This window comes from Mycobacterium attenuatum (assembly GCF_900566085.1).
GTDB classification, from domain to species: Bacteria; Actinomycetota; Actinomycetes; order Mycobacteriales; family Mycobacteriaceae; genus Mycobacterium; species Mycobacterium attenuatum.
Window position 1 is genome coordinate 1 of the sequence record NZ_UPHT01000133.1, and the last position, 17,189, is coordinate 17,189.

The window sequence follows — 17,189 nt, forward strand, 5'->3', positions numbered from 1 at the left end:
TGTCTCGCCCACTATCCGGCGGCTGACCAAACCCTCCTGGCCAACTTCGCCGCCCCTGGCTAGGTTGACCGCACATACACCCACGGCTTTCACAGCAAAACACGCTGAGCGCGCACCCCCGTGCACCGAGGTCGTCGAGCGTGCGCTCAGGGCGCACGAGCGTGCACCGAGGCAGCCGAGCGTGCCATCAGGACGGCCCGATCACGAATACTCCACCCTGCATGCACCCTCAAAGCCGCCACCGCACACTCGATACGGCGGCATCACATTGATCGCCGCCAAGACATTCCAGGCCACCACCCTCCTGACCACACGGCCCACCAGTGGTGCCGCACCCGCAGCGATGCCCGGCCCACCCGGAATGCGTTCCGCCACAACCGGACGCGCCGGCGTCGTACCCCGCTACGGTCTCAGAATGACCGTGATGTCGCGCCCATTATCCGGCGGCTAACCACACACAGACCAACGCAATCCACGGGTCGAACCCACCCAGCAACGAATTAGGGGGTGTTCATCGGTCATCCGCGCCCTAGGTGAAAGCAGCAAACCCTGCCCGGAACGGTTCGACCTTGACGCTTGCCGCGAAAGTGAATTTTGCGGGTTCTATGCCGGATGACTCCTTCTGGCCCATCAGATCCAAAGGCCCAGTTGAGAACTGGCGGATCGCAGGGGATCAGAGGCGACGCGGGTGGTCAAAGGACGGTTACGGCGCTCCCATATAGCTCGGAATACCCAGTGGTGCAGTCGTTTCCGGTTATCATGCCGGCCACCGCGTCGAGCGATCGCTAACCGCGGAGCCATTATTTTTCATTCGGGAGCGACACCATCGAGCTTTCATCGTCCGTTCACACTCGCGAATGTGTCGACGAGAATCTACGGAACCATTCGGCCTTTCGATATGCTGAGCCCGGTCGCATCCGGAGGCGAACTCATTCAAGCGGCACGAACCGCTTACCCCGGGGCCCACCAAACGCTGTCACGACTTCGCAGCAGTGTGTCAACATGTCGCAATGACACTGCGGGTGTGGGTGCCGCGGCGCTTGGGCGGCGGTCTGGACGGTGTAGGCAGGTCGGCGCTCGTGCTGGCGGTGACGCTGGCGTTGTTATGCACGGCATGCATGCATTCGCCATCTCCGTCGAGCCAGCGTCCGTCGGCGACCGCGGCGACCAGTGGGCCAACGACAGCGGCCCATCCGCCCGCGCAATATGCACCAGCGCCGTGTCCCACAACACCGCAACCCGTGCCGAAGCTAGAAGACGCCCGGTGCGCGGTGCTGGTGGTTCCCGAAAATCGCACTAAACCCGGCGGGCGCACGCTGCGCTTGGCGGTCGCCATTATCCCGTCGGAAACCCAGCCCGCGGCTGCCGACCCGATTGTCTTCATCACCGGCGGGCCGGGTGAGGACGCCATCCTGGATCCGCCGATCGCCGAGGGCGTGGGGCTCAACCGCACTCGCGATCTGATCTTGCTGTCCCAGCGCGGCAACCACTCGTCGCAACCCGCACTGACCTGCCCGGAAATCGACCGGTTCTTCGCGCGTCGCGTGAGCCTGGTGTATGACGCAACATCCACCGGCGACGAGTATGTGCAGGCGGTAAGGGCCTGTCACGACCGATTGGCAGGCGGCGCCGACCTGACGGCCTTCAACTCCACCGAAAGCGCCTACGACCTCATCGATCTGCGCAACGCGTTGCACGTAGATCAGTGGAATGTGTTCTCCCACTCCTATGGCACCGACCTGGCCTTGATCTACTCGCGGCTGGACGCACCGGCGATCCGGTCACTGGTCCTTGACGGGATGACGCCGCCGTCGATCGCGAGCCCGGGCTGGACCTGGAGCAGCGCGCGGGAGGCGTTCGACAACATGATGAGCGCGTGCACCGTCCAGCCGGCATGCCAAGCCCACTACCCCAACCTGGCCGACACTTTCGTCCGGCTGGTCAATCAGATCGAGGCGCATCCGGCTACCACCACCGTCAAGGTCGAGGGGGCCGGTGATACCCAAGTGGTGCTCGACGGCGGCGCCTTGCTGAATTGGATGGTCCCCCTAGGGACACACTTTCCGGCCGAGCTGCCGGCCGGGATTGATGAACTCGCGCATGGCAATCCGGCGCGGATCGCCCGGCAGTGGGCGTCGGCCTGGGTGAACCCCGGCAAGGCCGGGATGATGGGTTGGGGCCTGACGCTAAGCATCTGGTGCAGCGAATGGGTGCCGTTCGAGTCCGCAGACGACCAGTTACGGGCCGCCCGGCAGGCTTTCGCCGCGCTGCCTGATTCGGTGCGCGCCCAAGCCCCGCAACTGCCGTTCCTGCGTCAGGGCTGCACGGCCTGGAATGTGCCCAAGGCCGCCGATTGGGTGCGCGGAGTCAGCGACGCCGCGATGCCGGCCCTGGCGCTGTCTGGCAGTTATGACGGGCAGACCGGCGCGGCGTCGGGACAATATGTCGCCCAGCATCTTCCGCATGCGATCTCGGTGACGGTCCCGGGCGTGGCACATGGGATTTACGCCGATCGCTGCGGCGCCGCCGTCATCGCATCCTTCTTCGACAACCCACAGCAGCCCGACACCAGCTGTATAGACTCCACCACCCCGCCGCCCTACGCCATTAACCCGCCGCCACCGTGACGCTAACTCGACGGTCTCTGCTGGGCGGAGCAATCACGGGGGCGGCGGCACTGGGATTGGCGTCATGTTCGTCCAGGCCTGACCGAACCGCAAAACCCGCGTCCGTCTTCGACGAACTCGATGCCAAAATCGATGCGGGCATGAAGGCCTACGGGATCCCGGGCGTCGCCGTTGGCGTGTGGGCCGGCGGTCAGGAATACGTCAAGGGCTACGGTGTCACCAACATCGACCATCCGGTGCCCGTGGACGCCGATACTGTTTTCCGAATCGGTTCCACCACAAAGACATTCACTGGCACCGTGGTCATGCGACTGGTGGACGAAGGCAAGGTGGACTTGGACGCGCCCGTGCGCCGGTACCTTCCCGGGTTCGCCGTTGCCGACCCGGCTGTCAGCGCGGCCGTGACGGTGCGTCAGCTGCTCAACCACACCTCGGGCTGGATGGGTGACGACGTCCAGGACTTCGGCCGCGGCGACGACGCGATTTCGGCCTACGTCGCCTCGATGACACGCCTACCGCAGCTCACGGCGCCGGGAACCGTATTCGCTTACAACAACGCCGGTTTGGTGGTCGCGGGCCGGATCATCGAGGTTGTCACCGGCTCGACATACGAGTCGGCGGTGCAACGTCTACTGCTGGACCCGCTGCAGCTAAGCCACACCCATTACTTCTCCGACCAGATCGTCGGTCTCAACGTGGCGGCCGCGCACAACGTGGTCGACGGCAAACCGGTTGTCGATACCGGTTTTTGGTTGTTTCCGCGTAGCTGCAACCCGACCGGAGCGTTGATTTCCAGCGTGCGAGACCAACTGCGCTACGCCAGGTTTCATCTCGGCGACGGCACGGCACCCGACGGAGACCGGCTGCTGGGAGCGCAAGCGCTTGCGGCAATGCGCTCGGACCCTGGCGCCGGCGGCACCCTGCAGGTCGAGCTCACCGGAATGGGTGTGGCCTGGATGCTGCGGCCATCCGCGGAAGGCCCGGTCATTGTCCAGCACGGCGGCACCTGGAACGGGCAGCGCTCCGGGTTCTTCATGGTGCCCGAGCGCAACTTCGCCATGACGTTGCTCACCAATTCCGACGGCGGAGCGGCGCTGACCACAGACCTGTTCGCCGACGACTGGGCGCTGCGTCGCTTCGCGGGGATCAGCAACCTGCCCGCGGTACCGCAGCACCTCAGCGCCGCCGACCTGGCGCCGTACCAGGGGCGTTACGTCGCCGAGCTCATCGACGAGTCCGGGCATCTCGGGCAGGCGGTCATCGACTTGCGGACCGGGGATGGCCAACTCGACGGCACGATGAGTGCCGGTGACTCCGGCACGGACAGCAGCCGTATGGGCCTTGCCTTCTACCGGCCCGACTATGCGATCGACCTCGGACCCGACAACAAGCCGCTGGGCACGCGATCCAATTTCGTGCGCGACTCAGCCGGCGACGTCGCCAGGTTCCGCAACCACGGACGCCTTTTCCAGCGCCGGTAGTGCGACGGTGTCGGACCGGGCCGTCGAGCAGCCCCGCGTCAGCGCGACCTTCGGCGCGTCGCGGCGATCCAGCTCAGCGTCGCCAGCGTCGCCACCGGATAGACCAGGCCGGCCCAGGCCAGATACCAGGGCCGGCTGATCACCCAGATGGTGGGTTGGGCGAAGCTGAGCAACCACGGCACGCCGATCATGGTCAGCGCCAGCCAGCCCCCGCCGATGATTCGAGCACCAAGGCGCTCGCGCAGCGGTCCCTGCAACAGCCAGATCATCAGCGGCACCAGCCACACCCAATGGTGGGTCCACGAAATCGGCGAAAGCAGTAGCCCGAACAATTCGACCACCAGCAACTTGCCCAGCTGATCGCCCACATCCAGCGCCCGCCACGCCAGGACAGCCAGGACCGCCGTGACGGCAATGGCTGCCAGCACCAGCGGACCGAAACCGGCGTCGTGTCCGAGAATCCGCGAAATCGCGCCACGCCAGGACTGATTGAACGACGTGGCAATGGGCCCGACGCGGCGCGCGTCGCCCAGCAGGTCGGTGAAGTAGTAACGCGCCTGGTCGCCGACGACCAGTACCGACACGGCGACGCTGGCCGCGAAGACGACCGCCGACGCGGCCGCGGCTAGCCAGCGCCGTACGCCAACGAGATAGACGGCGGTGATCGCCGGCGTCAGCTTGATGCCGGCAGCCACCCCGACCAGCAGGCCCGACAGCCACCATCGGCTGGTGTAAACGGCCCACAGCGCCACCAGCATCAGCAATACGTTGATCTGCCCGTAGTCGAAGGTACTGCGCAGCGGCTCTAGCCAGATGGCGATCGCCGTCCACACCATGGCGGCGCGGTGGCCGCGACCGGCCGGCACACCCAACAGGCGTTGGCTGATTCGGACCGCGCCGTATAGCGCCGCCATCGTCGCGAGCTGCCACAGGAACGCAAGCAGACTGAACGGCAGCAGATGCAGCGGGTAGAAGACGACCGCAGCGAATGGTGGATAGGTGAACGGCAGTGGGAAATCCGGTGTCTGATCGGCGTACACGTAGCTGTACAGGGTGCCCGGGTGATCCAGAGCCGCCGCTCCGCCCACATAGACATGCAGGTCGACGAAGTTCGCGCCGTTGGGCGCCAGGTAGGTCCAAGCGAATCGCGCGATGACGCTCAGGACCAGCAGCAGCGGCGCTACCGGCATCTTCCGCCGGGCGGTTCTCGCCTTGACGTCGGCTGAAGTGGTGTCTATCCGCACGACTCTAGTGGGAACGCGTTGCGCCGGTGGCCGGGTCACCGCCGTCACTCGTATCGGTAACGATCACATAAATGCCACACGTGTCACTTGAGTCACACCAGTACCGCGATAGCTTCGGCTTCGGGACCAGTCACCGCTAACCAGGGAGAGTCATGCCAACCATTTGGACCTTCGTACGCGCCGCCGCCGTCTTGGTCGGTTCGTCCGCCGCCTTACTGACGGGCGGTATCGCCCACGCCGACCCGGCGCCGGTGCCGGATCCGGTTTCCAACATCCCGCAGCAGCTGATCGCCTCGGCCGCCAATGCGCCGCAAATCCTGCAAAACCTCGCGACGGCCCTGGGAGCGACCCCTCCGGTCCCCAGAGCCCCCGAACCGGCGCTTGCCGCCCCCGGCGTCGCGTCCATGATTCCCGGGTTAGCTCCGGCCGCGCCGGCTGCACCGGCGGCCACACCGACCATTCCCGGGGTGAACGCGCCGATCCCGGGGATCACCGCACCCGTGGCGGCTCCGACGGCTCCCGCGCCGGTGGCCACGCCGGCCATTCCCGGGGTGACCACACCGATCCCGGGCATCACCGCACCCATGGCGCCGGCGGTGCCGGCCGCTCCCGCGGCACCTGCGGCGGCGCTTCCCGGGTTGGCATCGGCGATTCCCGGTCTCGCCCAGGCGCTGCCGGGGTTGGCTTCGGGCGCCATTCCGGGACTACCGGCCGCTGCACCTGCCCCGGCCCCCGCGCCCGCAAGCCCGGCAGGTCCGCCTCAGACGCTGCTAGCAGCCCTGCCCTGAGCACAAGCGCCTAACGGCTGACCATCACCGAGGACTGGGAGAAATAACTGTGGCAAGCACATGGAGCCTGTCCAAGGGTTTGGCCGCCGCCGTCGTCACCACGGCTGCCGCGTTCGGGCTATGCCCGGACGCGGCAGCCGACCCGGCGGCGCCGCAGCCCAACCCCAACCAACAGCTACCGGGCCTGCCGGCGTTATCCCAGTTGAGTCCGATAATCCAGCAGGCCGCCAGCAACCCCGGACAGGCGACGCAGTTGCTGATGGCGGCGGCGCAAGCGTTTGTCCATAATCCCGCGGCGCCGACGGAGTCCAAGAACGTCGCCGCTTCGGTGAACCAGTTCGTGGCCGAGCCGGCCAATCCCGGTTCTCCTGCTTTGGGGGTCCCGGCACCGGCTCCGGCTGCCGAGACCGCCCCGGTGCCCCACGTGCCACCGCCTGGTGTAGAGCCCGGAACGCTGGCGCATCTGCCGACCGGGGTCGATCCCGCACACGCCGCGGGCCCCGTCCCGGTCGCGGCTCCCCCGTCGGTTGCCGCACCGGCGCCGGCCGCGCCACCGCCGTCGGGCGTGCACGCTCCAGCCGCCGCACCCGCGCCGGCCGCACCCGCCGGGGCACCGGCACCCGCACCCGCCGCGGCACCGGCACCCGCTCCTGCTTCGGCCCCTGAAGGGACCCCCCCTCCGCCGGCCGCGGCTCCGGCGGCGGCCCCCGGATTCGGTCCGGACGCCCCGCCCACGCAGGACTTCATGTATCCCTCGATCGGCACGAACTGCCTGGCCGGCGGTAGCAACGTCATCGCTACCGCGCTGTCGGTCGCGGGCCCGGCCAAGATTCCGGCGCCGGGGCCGGGGCCCGGTCAAACGGCCTATGTGTTCACCGCCGTCGGGACCCCCGGACCCGCGGACGTGCAGCGGCTGCCGTTGAAAGTCACCTGGGTGAACCTGACCACCGGCAAGTCCGGGAGCGCCACGCTCAAACCTCGGCCCGACATCAACCCGGACGGGCCGACCACGTTGACCGTGATCGCCGATACCGGTTCGGGCAGCATCATGTCAACCATTTTCGGTCAGGTCACCACCAAAGAACGGCAGTGCCAATTCATGCCGACCATCGGCTCAACGGTGGTGCCCTAGACCTGCCTAGGCCCACGGCACCGCGAGTACATCGCGACACCCCAACGCCCGCAACAGCTTTGTCACGAGTACCCGTCGGAGCGGCGAGACCCGGCGGCTCCGGTCACCGAACCCGGCTCGCCGCCGCGGCCGCCAGCTAACGAATCACGACATCAGTACGCCATGAACAAGATGGCGTCGCGGTCGTAGTCGAGGCCCGGATGAACGTCGGCAAGATGTTTTTGGGTCAGCTCTACCAGCTCGTCCTCGTCCTTACCGGCGATGGCTTCGCCGCACGGACACGTTATGTGTGTCTTCACGTTGCCGCCTTTCCCTTGGCTTTGCCGTGGCCCGTTACTTGGATTTCTTGGATTCTGCCTTCATCTGTTTCTTGTGCGAGCGCACCTGCCCGAGCGACCGGGCGTCGACGATATCGGCTACGGAGATGTAAGTGCCGGGTTGGCCGTATGGTCCGGCAGCCTCCCGCCAGCCCGACGGCGTAACGCCGTACTGCTTGCCCAGCAACGCCAGAAAGATGCGGGCCTTTTGTTCGCCGAAGCCGGGCAGGCCCTTGAGCCGCCGCAGCAGCTCGTTGCCATCGGGATCGCCGGCCGTCCACAACGCGGCCGCATCTCCGCCGTAGCGGTCCACGACGATCTGCGCGAGCGCCTGGATACGCTTGGCCATCGAACCCGGAAACCGGTGTATCGCAGGCTTTTCCGAGCACAATGCGGCAAACTTGTCGGGATCGTAGTCCGCTATCTCACCGGCATCGAAGCCCCCCATCCGGTCGGCGATCTTCTTGGGCCCGGCGAACGCGGTCTCCATCGGCACCTGCTGATCGAGGAGCATGCCGACCAGCAGTGCGAACGGGTTGGAGCCGAGCAACACGTCGGCAGCCGGGTCTTGGACGAGCTGCAGTTTCGGCATCCACACAGTTTAGAACTCGCGGGACGGCGGTCCGGCAGTGCATCGGTTCTGTATCGAATTCGCTTACCCTGCAGAGGGATTGCCGCGCCTAGCCGCTCTTGCGACGAAATTCCCGACGGTTCTCCACCGGACCGTGCACCCGCGGTTGCTTGGCGCCACCGTCCTTGTGATCCGAGCCGCCGGCCGATTTGGCCAGCTTACGGTCGAGGGCTTCGCGGAACTTGCGCTTGGTCTCGTCCTCCGGGGACTTCGATGCAGCCATACTCGGCAGCCTAACCCGGTTGCCTACCGCTTACCCGGCGGCAGACCGTAAACGTGGGAAATCGGCAGGCTCAGCAGCACCCGCCGATCGGTGACCATGGCCTCCCGGTATTCGTCCCAATCCGGATGCTCGCCAGCGATGTTGCGGTACAAGGCAATTAGCGCCTCGACGGTGTCGTCGCCGGGCGCGGCGGCCGGCGGCGTCAGCTCCGCGATGCCCTCGGCGACGGCATAGGACCATCCGTCGTCGGCGTCGACCAGGATCGACGCCCGCGGATCCCGGCGCAGGTTGCGCGTCTTGGCCCGCGGCTCGGTGATCGACACCTGGAACACCAGCGTGCGGGGGTCGAAGTGATACCGCACGTTGGACAATTGGGGACGTCCGTCGCGTTTGATGGTGGCCAGCACTCCGATCGAGTTTCCGCTGATCACGGCCAACAGTTTGTCGTCGAAGACGTGGCGTCCCATGCCCGAAAGCCTACGTTGCCTCGCGGCGGCCCAAGACCACCTGGTGGAATCGGATCATGACCCGGTATGCGGCATTCTTGCGCGGCGTCAATGTCGGGGGCGTGACCCTGAAGATGGCCGACGTCGCCGCGGCACTGACCGACTCCGGGTTCACCGACGTGCGCACCGTCCTGGCCAGCGGCAACGTCCTGCTCGAGTCGTCCTTCGATGCGGCGCAGGTGCGCGCCACTGCCGAGGCCGCGCTGCGTAAGCGGTTCGGTTATGACGCGTGGGTGTTGGTCTACGACATTGATACGGTGCACGCCATCGACGACAGGTACCCGTTCGACCGGGAAGTCGACGGCTACCAGTCGTACGTCACGTTTGTCAGCGACGCGACGGTGCTCGACGAACTGGCGGCGGTGAAAGCTGCCCCGGCGGAGAAAATCAGCCGCGGCGACGGCGTCGTTTACTGGCAGGTACCGAAGGGAAGCACATTGAACAGCGCCATCGGCCAAACCATGGGCAAGAAGCGCTACAAGTCGTCGACCACCACCCGCAACCTGCGAACCCTGGACAAGGTGCTGAAATGACCCCCGCCGACGAAGCCGCCCAACAGAAGGTCAGCCTCACCGGAGTCTCCGAGACCGCCCTGCTGACGCTGAACGCCAGGGCCGCCGAGGCCCGCCGAAGCGACCCGATCATCGAGGACCCGATGGCCGTCAGGCTGGTCGACTCCATCGACTTCGACTTCGCGAAGTTCGGTCCCACCCGCCAGGACATCGCGCTGCGGGCCCGGGCCTTCGATGCCGCGGCCCTGTCCTTTCTCGGCCGGCATCCGTCGGCCACGGTGGTGGCGCTGGCAGAAGGACTGCAAACTAGCTTCTGGCGTTTGGACGCCGCCCTTCCCGAGGGTCAATTTCGTTGGCTCACAGTTGATCTGACGCCGATCATCGATATACGGTCACGGCTGCTACCGATGCCCGCGCGGATCTCGGTGTGCGCTCAGTCCGCACTGGATTACAGCTGGATGGACTCTGTCGACCCCTCCGGCGGGGTGTTCATCACCGCCGAGGGATTGCTGATGTACCTGCAGCCCGAACAGGCGCTGGAGCTGATCGCCGAGTGTGCGCGGAAATTCCCGGGCGGTCAGATGCTCTTCGACCTGCCGCCGCGCTGGTTTACCATCTTCAGCCGGCTGGGCATCCGGACTTCGCTGCGCTACAAGATTCCGCCGATGCCGTTCAGCATGTCCGTCGGGGAAGCGGCGGACTTGGTGAACACGGTGCCGGGCATCCGCGCCGTCCGCGACGTCCCGTTGCCCACCGGCCGCGGCCTGGTGTTCAACGCTGCGCTGTCGGCGGTCTACCACATGCCGTTCTTCGATGCACTGCGCCCGTGCCTGACGCTGCTGGAGTTCGGCTGAACTTTCAGTCGGGCACGTTGGTGAGATAGCGCATCGCGTCGGACTTGGTCAGGCCGAGCGCGCGGGCAACTTCCACATACTCTTTTGCTGCGGCGGCCATGGCGGCATCGGTCGGGTCGAAGCGGGAGATAAACGTGCCGAAGCGCCCGCGCGTCTCGACGATCGCCGCCGACTCCAGCTCCCGGTAGGCCCGCGCCACCGTGTTGGCGGCAACGCCGAGTTGACCGGCCAGGTCGCGCACCGTCGGCAGCCGGGTTCCCGGCGGTAACGCACCGGCTCGCACCCCGTCGATAACTTGGGTCCTGAGCTGGTCGAATAGCGGCTTGCCCGCCTTCACATCGATCCTTAACCAATCGCGCAGCTCCACTTATTCAGTATCTACCAAGCACGGCTATCTTTGTGGGATGCGAGTGACGGTGCTCAGCGGGGCGGGGATCTCGGCGGAGAGCGGCGTCCCGACCTTCCGTGATGACAAGAACGGATTGTGGGCCCGCTTCGACCCCTACGAGCTGTCCAGCACACGCGGTTGGGAGAGCAACCCCGAGCGGGTGTGGGGCTGGTACCTGTGGCGCCACTACCTGGTGGCCGAGGTCGAGCCCAACGACGGACATCGCGCGATCGCTGCCTGGCAGGGCGCCGCTGACGTCACCGTCGTCACCCAGAACGTTGACGACCTGCACGAGCGTGCCGGCAGCGCCCCGGTGCACCACCTGCATGGCAGCCTTTTCGAATTCCGTTGCGCCCGTTGCGATATGCCTTACACCGAGGCGTTACCGGTGATGACCGAGCCCGCGATCGAAGTCCAGCCGCCGGTCTGCGGCTGCGGCGGGCTGATCCGGCCCGACATCGTGTGGTTCGGCGAGTCGCTGCCCGAGGGGCCGTGGCAACACGCCATCGAGGCGACCGAAGCCGCTGATGTGGTGGTGGTGGTCGGGACCTCGGCGATCGTCTACCCGGCGGCCGGATTGCCGGAGCTGGCGCTGGCCCGCGGCATCCCGGTGATCGAGGTCAATCCCGAGCCGACACCGCTGTCACGCGGCGCGACGATCTGTATGCGCGAGTCGGCGAGTCGGGCATTGCCGGGGTTGTTGCAGCGGCTGCCCGCCTTGCTCACGTAGCTGTCGCGTCGAGACCGCGGGAGGTATCGAACCTGCGCACAGACCGGTGGCTGTGGTCGCGGGCTGACCGCCGCATGGCACGGCTCGAAATGGGTAGACGAACGCCGGCCCGTCGAATTGTTTTGGTCGAACGCGCGACCGCCACGCGGCCTGCGCACCTACGATGTGCGGCTCCGGCCCGAGGAGTAGACGTCGTTGGCGGGATCCCCGTGACCACACCGCAACGCACCGCATACGACATTGGACGGCGAAAGCCGAGGGCGCCACGATCGCACACCTGGACGCTTTGCTCGTGGCAACCAAAGTCAAGGTTGCTGAAGTCGCCGAAGCGGCCGACCGGCATCGCGCTGCGCGGGGCTTGAGGCAACTGGAAAACGCGCTGGAACTGGTCGGCACCGGTTCGCAGTCGCCCGAAAGAGAGTTGGCTGCCACTGTTGATCATCGGCGCCGGTTTTCCCCGGCCGACCACGCAAATCCCGGTGGCAACACCGGATGGCATCCCGACGTACTACCTCGATATGGGTTGGACGGAGGTCATGCTCGCCGTCGAATACGTCGCCGAGCATCATCGCCGCGACCGCTGGCAAAACAAAAGACATCCGGCGAAGTGAGGAGTTGCAGCAGCTCGGCTGGCTGATCGTCCAAGTGGTGGCAAACGATAGTCCCGGAGACATCGTTCGCCGGATCCGTGGCGCGTTGGAGTTTCGAGCGGCGAGCCTGCGATAGCCGCATCCCGCCTGCGCACACATCGCGCTCGGCCCTCGGGACCGCGCGCTGGACGCAGTTTCGGCGTCACTCCAGCGGACGCCGAGCCCGGCCCAGCGCCAACTCCGCCACCGGCAACGGCGCCCACGCGGGCAGCGTCCACTCCCGTCGCGCGTTGTCCACGTCGAAGCCCGCGGCGACAATCGCGCGCTCGGTATCGCGATGGGTGTGGCAGTTGCCGGCCAGTCTCGGCCAGAATGTCGCGTCGACGAACCGCTGAAGCCGGCCCCGAGCACCGGCACTGGCTACGTGCTCGAGATACCGCAACTGACCACCCGGGCGTAGCAACGAGCGCAGATGCAGCAGCACCTCGACCGGGTCGTGCACCGAACACAGCACCAGCGAGCAGACCACCGCATCGAAGGGCTCACCGGCGCTGAAGTCCTCTGCCGTATCGCCGATCACCACCACGGGAACGGGTGCGCCCTCGGCGGCCGCACGGGCTTTGGCCGTCAAGTGCGGCTCGGGCTCCACGGCCACGACCTCTGCCACGGTCTGCGGGTAGTAGGCGAAGTTCGTCCCGACACCGGCACCGACTTCGAGGACCCGGCCCGTCAGGCCGGACAGATTCTCTCGGCGCAGATCTCGGACCGCCTGGGCTTCGTGGGCGGCGATGATGGGCCAGATGCGGGCGAAGAACGGGTGCTCGAACCGAGTACCGCGCGTCATACCTGCGCTGCCTCCGGCGAGCGATGCCGCATGACCCAATCCAGCACCTGCCGAGACGTCGCGTGCCGACCCGCCAGACCGGCCACCATATGGCCGCACAGGACCGCGCTGAGCACCCGGTCGGCGAACGCCTCCGCGTCGTCGAACGGCAAGTGCGGCTTCGTAATCAATAAGGCCGCCACACCGTGCACGGCGGCCCACAACTCCAGGGCAATCATCGTCGGGTCGTCCACGCGGTAGACGCCCTCGTCCATGAGCGCCCGTACGGAGGCGCGCATGTGCTGGAACGCGGAGCTGTCCAGAGCGAGATCGACGTCGCTGCCCGACCGCCACTCCCCCATGGTGGCCAGGCGGTACAGCTCCGGGGTCTGCAGAGCGAACCGCACATAGGCCAGACCCTGTGCCCGCAGCACGTCCACCGTGGACGACTGGCCGGTAGCCGCCCGCTCCATTTCACCGTCAAGTCTGGCCAGATAGCGGGCGCACACCGCATCCAACAGGGCGTCTTTGTCCGCGAAGTGCAGATACAGGGAAGGCGGTGTGACTCCCACCCGCTGGGCCACCGACCGGATCGAGACCGCCCGGACCTGGCCCGTCTCCAGCAGCAGCTCGGTGGCCGCATCCAGGATTTCCTGGCGCAGCCGGTCACCCGATCCGCGCGGGGCACGTGAACGACCCAGTCCCATCGACACGTCAACCCTTCAACGTTGCGGCGATTTGCGGCTCGTCGGAGCGGCCTGCCGCCCCGGACCGATGCTCGACCGCGGCGCCCTCGCTGATGCCAAAACGCTCATGCAGCCACACCAACGGTCTGGGCGCCCACCAGTTCCAGCCGCCCATCACGTGCATGAAGGCCGGTACCAGGACCATGCGCACCAGTGTCGCATCGGCGGCCACGGCAAGCGTCAGGCCCAGGCCGAACATCCGCATGAAAGACACGTGTGCCGCGATCAGCGCGGCGAACGACATCGACATCACCAACGCCGCCGCGGTGATCACCCGCCCGGTGCGCGCCACCCCGAGCGCCACGCTCTCGTCGTTGGCAGCATGGGCCTCGGCCGGGCTCGGGGTTGCCGGCCGGGCGGCACCGGAAGCCAGCCAGTACTCGCGGATCCGGGCGACCAGGAACACCTCATAGTCCATCGACAGCCCGAAAGCGATGCAGAACAACAGCACCGGCATGTTCGCCACCAGCGTCCCGCTCGGGGTGGTGCCCAGTGCGCCCAGATGGCCGTCCTGGAAGATCCACACCAGCGCACCGAACGCCGCACTCAGCGACAGCACGTTACAAACCAGCGCCTTGGCCGGCAGCACGATGCTGCCAGTAAGCAAGAACAGCAGTACCAGCGTGATGAGGGCCATCAGGCCCAGCACCAGTGGGAGCCGGTCGGTCACCGCATCGACGCTGTCGCGGTTGACCTGTGCCACGCCGGCCATCTCCACCGACCGCCCGGCCGGGCCGCTCACCCGGTGCAAGCGTTTGAGCTGGATGTCAGAGGCCTGGGAAAACAGCGGTGCGGTGCTGTTCACGGTCAGAAATGCGCTGCCATCGGCAAGCCCGGCGGCTCCCGCCGGCGGCCCCACCTTGTTGCCGCCGACGAAGGTTCCCCCCGGGGCGCTCACCGACGACACGTCGGGCACCCGCGACAGGTCTGCGGCATAGCCATCCAGATCAGCCGGAGTCAGACCACGGGCGTCGGGGACGACCACCGGAACCGCCATCGCCAGGTCGTGAGCGAAGCCCTTGCGCAACCGATCACCCACCTGATGGGCGGAGGCCGTTTGCGGCAGCACCCGGTCGTCGGGGAAACCCCATTTCACAGACAGGAACGGAAGTCCCAGCAGTACCAGCAGCGCGACCACCGCCAGACCGATCGGCAACCACCGGCGCATGACGAATTTGGTGGACCGATACCAGAACAGTTGCTCGACGGGTTTGTGCGCCGGTTCGGCGCGACCCAGTATGCGGCGTATCAGGCGGCGAACATCCAACGCATCCAGCCGCGGACCCAGCAGCACGATCGCGGCCGGCGTGATCACGATCGACGCCGTCGCCACGAAGGCGACGGTGGCCACACCGGCGTAGGCGAACGACTTCAGGAAGTACATCGGGAACGCCACTGTGGCCGCCATCGACAATGCCACCGTGGTCGCCGAAAACAGGACCGTGCGCCCGGACGTGGCCATCGTCCGGATGAGGGCCTCGTGGGGATCACTGCCCTCGGCCAACTCATCGCGGTAGCGGCTGATGATCAGCAGGGTGTAGTCGATGGCCAGCGCCAGACCCAGCGCGGTACTCAGGTTGAGCGCGAAGATCGACACCTCGGTGGTAAACGTCACCAATCGCAGCACCGACATCGAGCCGACCACCGCCAACGCGCCCAGCGCCATCGGCAGGGCCGCTGCCAACAGGCCACCGAACACCCACACCAGCACCAGGAAGCTGAACGGAATCGCGATCGCCTCCATCACCAGCAGGTCGTCCTGGTTCTGTTTGTTGATCTGCGCGTACTCCATGGCCGACCCGCCCGCGCGGACGGTGACGCCGTCGCGGTCGTGGACAATTTCGTCGGCCAGCGTTTGAGCATTCTTCTGCGCGTTGTTCTCGCCGCCCTTGATGTTGACCACGATCAAACCCGACTTGCCGTCGGTGCTGACCAGGTCGCCGGCGGCCTGCGCCGGCCCGGTCCACGGTGATGTCACGTTGTAGACCAACGGCGACCGTTGCAGCCGGCCAACGACATCGGCACCGACCCGGCGAGCCGCCTCGCTACCGGCCCCCCCGGGAGCGGTGACCAAGATCAGCATCTGTTGGCCGCTCTGACCGAACTTGTCGGTCAGCACCTTGATGGCGCGGGCAGATTCGGAGCCGGGGTCCTGGAACCCGCCGGGCGATAGGCTCTCGGCGACCGGGATGCCGAAGACCGCGGCGGCCAGGAACGCCAGTAACGCAACCCCGATGATTCGGCGCGGCGCTGCTATGGCGAGTCGTGCGATCCCCTGCAACATCATGCGTCCCCTCCAACGCCGGCATAGGCCGTCCCCGAGCGGCCGCCGTATCCGCGGTAACTTATCAGCGATAACTTACAGGCGTCAAACAACGCCTGCCCTACTGACGAACTTGGGTACCGGTACCGTTCACCGGGGCGCGAAATCTTGCCGCTGATGGCATTCACCCGCTGGTGGCGGCACCCTACCCACCGGTAAGAATTGCCACCATTTTCCGAATCGTGACTCACCGATTCCTTAAGGGTGACTCCTACGCTCAGTGACATGTGGATCGACGACTCGAGTGCCGACGTCATCAAAGCCGACTTCGAGGCTCTCTACCACGGCGACATGCTGGTGGAAGGCGAGACCTCGGAGCAGTTCGAAGACTGGCACCCGCTGCCTACGGCAAGCTGAGGCACACCATGGGCATGCTCGCACGGCTTCTTATTGCCGAACCGGCCGTCAGCCGGTGGTTTCGTCGATAACTCGATCTCTTTATCGAGGTGAGCCCCCCGCTATTGCGGGGGGTTTTCCATTTTCTGCTTTGTCCGGCCATGTCCGGCCGTCAGCGCGGTGCCATCCTGATGGCGCCGTCCAGCCGGATGACTTCGCCGTTGAGCATAGGGTTTTCGATGATGTGCACGGCCAGCGCCGCATACTCGTCGGGGTTGCCCAAGCGCGACGGATGCGGCACCTGCTTGCCCAGCGACTCGCGCGCCGGTTCGGGCAATCCGGCCAGCAGCGGCGTGTCGAACAGACCGGGCGCGATGGTCATCACCCGGATCAGGTGGCTGGCCAGGTCGCGCGCAATCGGCAGGGTCATGCCGACCACGCCGCCTTTGGATGCCGAGTAGGCGGCCTGCCCGATCTGACCGTCGAACGCCGCCACCGACGCGGTGTTGACGATGACGCCGCGCTCCTCCCCGATCGGCTCCGTCTTGACGATCCGCTCCGCGCCCAGCCGCAGCACGTTGAAGGTACCGACCAGGTTGATGTCGACGACCTTGCGGAACGCGGCCAACGGGAAAACACCGTCGCGGCCCAGGACGCGAATCGCGTTACCGGTGCCTGCGCAGTTGACGACGATACGCAACGGCCCCAGCGATTCCGCCAGATCCAGCGCAGCGCTCACGGCGGCCTCGTCGGTCACGTCGGCCTGCGCGAAGCGCGCGCGATCGCCGAGTGCCCCCACCGCGTCGTCGCCCCTGAGATCCAGCACCACCACCTGAGCCCCGGCGTCCAGCAGCCGCTTGGTGGTGGCCAGACCCAGTCCTGATGCGCCGCCGGTGACCACGGCTACGGCGTCCCTGATCTCCATCCAAGTCCCTTCT

The 17,189-nt window shown here is 66.6% G+C and carries 20 protein-coding genes; 10 read left to right on the forward strand and 10 right to left on the reverse strand.

Annotated features, from left to right (window positions below):
• The first annotated feature begins 181 nt into the window (after positions 1-181).
• The 3 genes from EET13_RS32395 (at position 182) to EET13_RS21250 (ending at position 4,108) form a co-directional block, all read left to right on the forward strand.
• Positions 182-451: a PPE family protein, SVP subgroup gene (locus EET13_RS32395; protein ID WP_280177736.1), complete on the forward strand. Its 270-nt coding sequence runs from the start codon at positions 182-184 to the stop codon at positions 449-451.
• Between the two features lie 559 nt (positions 452-1,010).
• Positions 1,011-2,627: an alpha/beta fold hydrolase gene (locus EET13_RS21245; protein ID WP_244604027.1), complete on the forward strand. Its 1,617-nt coding sequence runs from the start codon at positions 1,011-1,013 to the stop codon at positions 2,625-2,627.
• Positions 2,628-2,659: 32 nt separating this feature from the next.
• Positions 2,660-4,108, forward strand: a complete 1,449-nt coding sequence (locus EET13_RS21250) for a serine hydrolase domain-containing protein (RefSeq protein WP_425293711.1) — start codon at positions 2,660-2,662, stop codon at positions 4,106-4,108.
• Positions 4,109-4,146: 38 nt separating this feature from the next.
• On the opposite strand, the gene EET13_RS21255 is transcribed toward EET13_RS21250, so the two are convergent.
• Positions 4,147-5,400, reverse strand: coding sequence for a mannosyltransferase (locus tag EET13_RS21255; protein WP_425294261.1), 1,254 nt, complete (start codon positions 5,398-5,400; stop codon positions 4,147-4,149).
• 104 nt (positions 5,401-5,504) lie between these two features.
• Between EET13_RS21255 and EET13_RS21260 the strand changes: the two genes are divergently transcribed.
• Together EET13_RS21260 and EET13_RS21265 are read left to right on the forward strand one after the other, a co-directional pair.
• Positions 5,505-6,140 carry a hypothetical protein gene (locus EET13_RS21260; RefSeq protein WP_122444127.1) on the forward strand — a complete coding sequence of 212 codons (636 nt, stop codon included), beginning with the start codon at positions 5,505-5,507 and terminating at the stop codon, positions 6,138-6,140.
• Between the two features lie 34 nt (positions 6,141-6,174).
• The gene (locus EET13_RS21265) at positions 6,175-7,272 is read left to right on the forward strand and encodes an Rv1157c family protein (protein ID WP_122444128.1); all 1,098 of its coding nucleotides are present in this window, start codon (positions 6,175-6,177) and stop codon (positions 7,270-7,272) included.
• Between the two features lie 152 nt (positions 7,273-7,424).
• Here the strand turns inward: EET13_RS21265 and EET13_RS21270 are convergent, their stop codons facing one another.
• From EET13_RS21270 to EET13_RS21280, 4 genes are all read right to left on the reverse strand, one after another.
• Positions 7,425-7,571, reverse strand: a complete 147-nt coding sequence (locus tag EET13_RS21270) for a DUF1059 domain-containing protein (RefSeq protein ID WP_122444129.1) — start codon at positions 7,569-7,571, stop codon at positions 7,425-7,427.
• A 34-nt stretch (positions 7,572-7,605) separates the two neighbouring features.
• Positions 7,606-8,181, reverse strand: coding sequence for an HhH-GPD-type base excision DNA repair protein (locus tag EET13_RS21275; protein ID WP_122444130.1), 576 nt, complete (start codon positions 8,179-8,181; stop codon positions 7,606-7,608).
• A gap of 88 nt (positions 8,182-8,269) precedes the next feature.
• A complete protein-coding gene (locus tag EET13_RS30550; RefSeq protein WP_168990853.1) occupies positions 8,270-8,443 on the reverse strand; it encodes a DUF5302 domain-containing protein in 174 nt (57 codons plus the stop codon).
• A gap of 23 nt (positions 8,444-8,466) precedes the next feature.
• Positions 8,467-8,910, reverse strand: a complete 444-nt coding sequence (locus tag EET13_RS21280; protein WP_122444131.1) for a PPOX class F420-dependent oxidoreductase — start codon at positions 8,908-8,910, stop codon at positions 8,467-8,469.
• Between the two features lie 56 nt (positions 8,911-8,966).
• On the opposite strand from EET13_RS21280, the gene EET13_RS21285 reads away from it, so the two are divergent.
• Positions 8,967-9,482, forward strand: a complete 516-nt coding sequence (locus tag EET13_RS21285) for a DUF1697 domain-containing protein (protein WP_122444132.1) — start codon at positions 8,967-8,969, stop codon at positions 9,480-9,482.
• Positions 9,479-10,315 carry a class I SAM-dependent methyltransferase gene (locus EET13_RS21290; RefSeq protein ID WP_122444133.1) on the forward strand — a complete coding sequence of 279 codons (837 nt, stop codon included), beginning with the start codon at positions 9,479-9,481 and terminating at the stop codon, positions 10,313-10,315. Before EET13_RS21285 ends, EET13_RS21290 begins: the two co-directional genes overlap by 4 nt.
• A gap of 4 nt (positions 10,316-10,319) precedes the next feature.
• Here the strand turns inward: EET13_RS21290 and EET13_RS21295 are convergent, their stop codons facing one another.
• Positions 10,320-10,682, reverse strand: a complete 363-nt coding sequence (locus EET13_RS21295; protein WP_122444134.1) for an Rv1152 family transcriptional regulator — start codon at positions 10,680-10,682, stop codon at positions 10,320-10,322.
• A gap of 37 nt (positions 10,683-10,719) precedes the next feature.
• Here EET13_RS21295 and EET13_RS21300 point away from each other — a divergent pair, with 37 nt between their 5' ends.
• Both EET13_RS21300 and EET13_RS30555 read left to right on the forward strand, forming a co-directional pair.
• A complete protein-coding gene (locus EET13_RS21300) occupies positions 10,720-11,433 on the forward strand; it encodes an NAD-dependent deacylase (RefSeq protein ID WP_122444135.1) in 714 nt (237 codons plus the stop codon).
• A 434-nt stretch (positions 11,434-11,867) separates the two neighbouring features.
• Positions 11,868-12,044 carry a hypothetical protein gene (locus tag EET13_RS30555; RefSeq protein ID WP_168990854.1) on the forward strand — a complete coding sequence of 59 codons (177 nt, stop codon included), beginning with the start codon at positions 11,868-11,870 and terminating at the stop codon, positions 12,042-12,044.
• 181 nt (positions 12,045-12,225) lie between these two features.
• Here EET13_RS30555 and EET13_RS21305 read toward each other — a convergent pair whose 3' ends face one another.
• Genes EET13_RS21305 through EET13_RS21315 form a run of 3 tightly spaced genes read right to left on the reverse strand, consistent with a single transcriptional unit; the run spans position 12,226 to position 15,876 of the window.
• Positions 12,226-12,867 (reverse strand): class I SAM-dependent methyltransferase, encoded by a 642-nt coding sequence (locus EET13_RS21305; RefSeq protein WP_122444136.1) that lies wholly within the window; start codon positions 12,865-12,867, stop codon positions 12,226-12,228.
• Entirely contained in the window at positions 12,864-13,553 is a 690-nt protein-coding gene (locus EET13_RS21310) for a TetR/AcrR family transcriptional regulator (protein WP_122444171.1), read from the reverse strand. The genes EET13_RS21305 and EET13_RS21310 overlap by 4 nt, the downstream gene beginning before the upstream one ends.
• Before the next feature lie 7 nt (positions 13,554-13,560).
• On the reverse strand, positions 13,561-15,876 hold the full coding sequence (locus EET13_RS21315; protein WP_122444172.1) for an MMPL family transporter: 2,316 nt from the start codon (positions 15,874-15,876) through the stop codon (positions 13,561-13,563).
• A 264-nt stretch (positions 15,877-16,140) separates the two neighbouring features.
• Here EET13_RS21315 and EET13_RS32400 point away from each other — a divergent pair, with 264 nt between their 5' ends.
• The gene (locus EET13_RS32400; protein WP_116526608.1) at positions 16,141-16,272 is read left to right on the forward strand and encodes a hypothetical protein; all 132 of its coding nucleotides are present in this window, start codon (positions 16,141-16,143) and stop codon (positions 16,270-16,272) included.
• Positions 16,273-16,423: 151 nt separating this feature from the next.
• Here EET13_RS32400 and EET13_RS21330 read toward each other — a convergent pair whose 3' ends face one another.
• Positions 16,424-17,176, reverse strand: coding sequence for a 3-hydroxyacyl-CoA dehydrogenase (locus EET13_RS21330; protein WP_122444137.1), 753 nt, complete (start codon positions 17,174-17,176; stop codon positions 16,424-16,426).
• Positions 17,177-17,189 lie beyond the last annotated feature (13 nt).

Excerpts from the sequence above, each read along its gene's own strand:
- EET13_RS21290 (WP_122444133.1), top strand. The coding sequence starts at position 9,479 with ATGACCCCCGCCGACGAAGCCGCCCAACAGAAGGTCAGCCTCACCGGA.
- EET13_RS21310 (WP_122444171.1), bottom strand. The coding sequence starts at position 13,553 with ATGGGACTGGGTCGTTCACGTGCCCCGCGCGGATCGGGTGACCGGCTG.
- EET13_RS21260 (WP_122444127.1), top strand. The coding sequence starts at position 5,505 with ATGCCAACCATTTGGACCTTCGTACGCGCCGCCGCCGTCTTGGTCGGT.
- EET13_RS32400 (WP_116526608.1), top strand. The coding sequence starts at position 16,141 with ATGTGGATCGACGACTCGAGTGCCGACGTCATCAAAGCCGACTTCGAG.
- EET13_RS21330 (WP_122444137.1), bottom strand. The coding sequence starts at position 17,176 with ATGGAGATCAGGGACGCCGTAGCCGTGGTCACCGGCGGCGCATCAGGA.
- EET13_RS30550 (WP_168990853.1), bottom strand. The coding sequence starts at position 8,443 with ATGGCTGCATCGAAGTCCCCGGAGGACGAGACCAAGCGCAAGTTCCGC.
- EET13_RS21275 (WP_122444130.1), bottom strand. The coding sequence starts at position 8,181 with ATGCCGAAACTGCAGCTCGTCCAAGACCCGGCTGCCGACGTGTTGCTC.
- EET13_RS21305 (WP_122444136.1), bottom strand. The coding sequence starts at position 12,867 with ATGACGCGCGGTACTCGGTTCGAGCACCCGTTCTTCGCCCGCATCTGG.
- EET13_RS21315 (WP_122444172.1), bottom strand. The coding sequence starts at position 15,876 with ATGTTGCAGGGGATCGCACGACTCGCCATAGCAGCGCCGCGCCGAATC.
- EET13_RS21300 (WP_122444135.1), top strand. The coding sequence starts at position 10,720 with ATGCGAGTGACGGTGCTCAGCGGGGCGGGGATCTCGGCGGAGAGCGGC.
- EET13_RS21280 (WP_122444131.1), bottom strand. The coding sequence starts at position 8,910 with ATGGGACGCCACGTCTTCGACGACAAACTGTTGGCCGTGATCAGCGGA.
- EET13_RS21285 (WP_122444132.1), top strand. The coding sequence starts at position 8,967 with ATGACCCGGTATGCGGCATTCTTGCGCGGCGTCAATGTCGGGGGCGTG.
- EET13_RS21245 (WP_244604027.1), top strand. The coding sequence starts at position 1,011 with ATGACACTGCGGGTGTGGGTGCCGCGGCGCTTGGGCGGCGGTCTGGAC.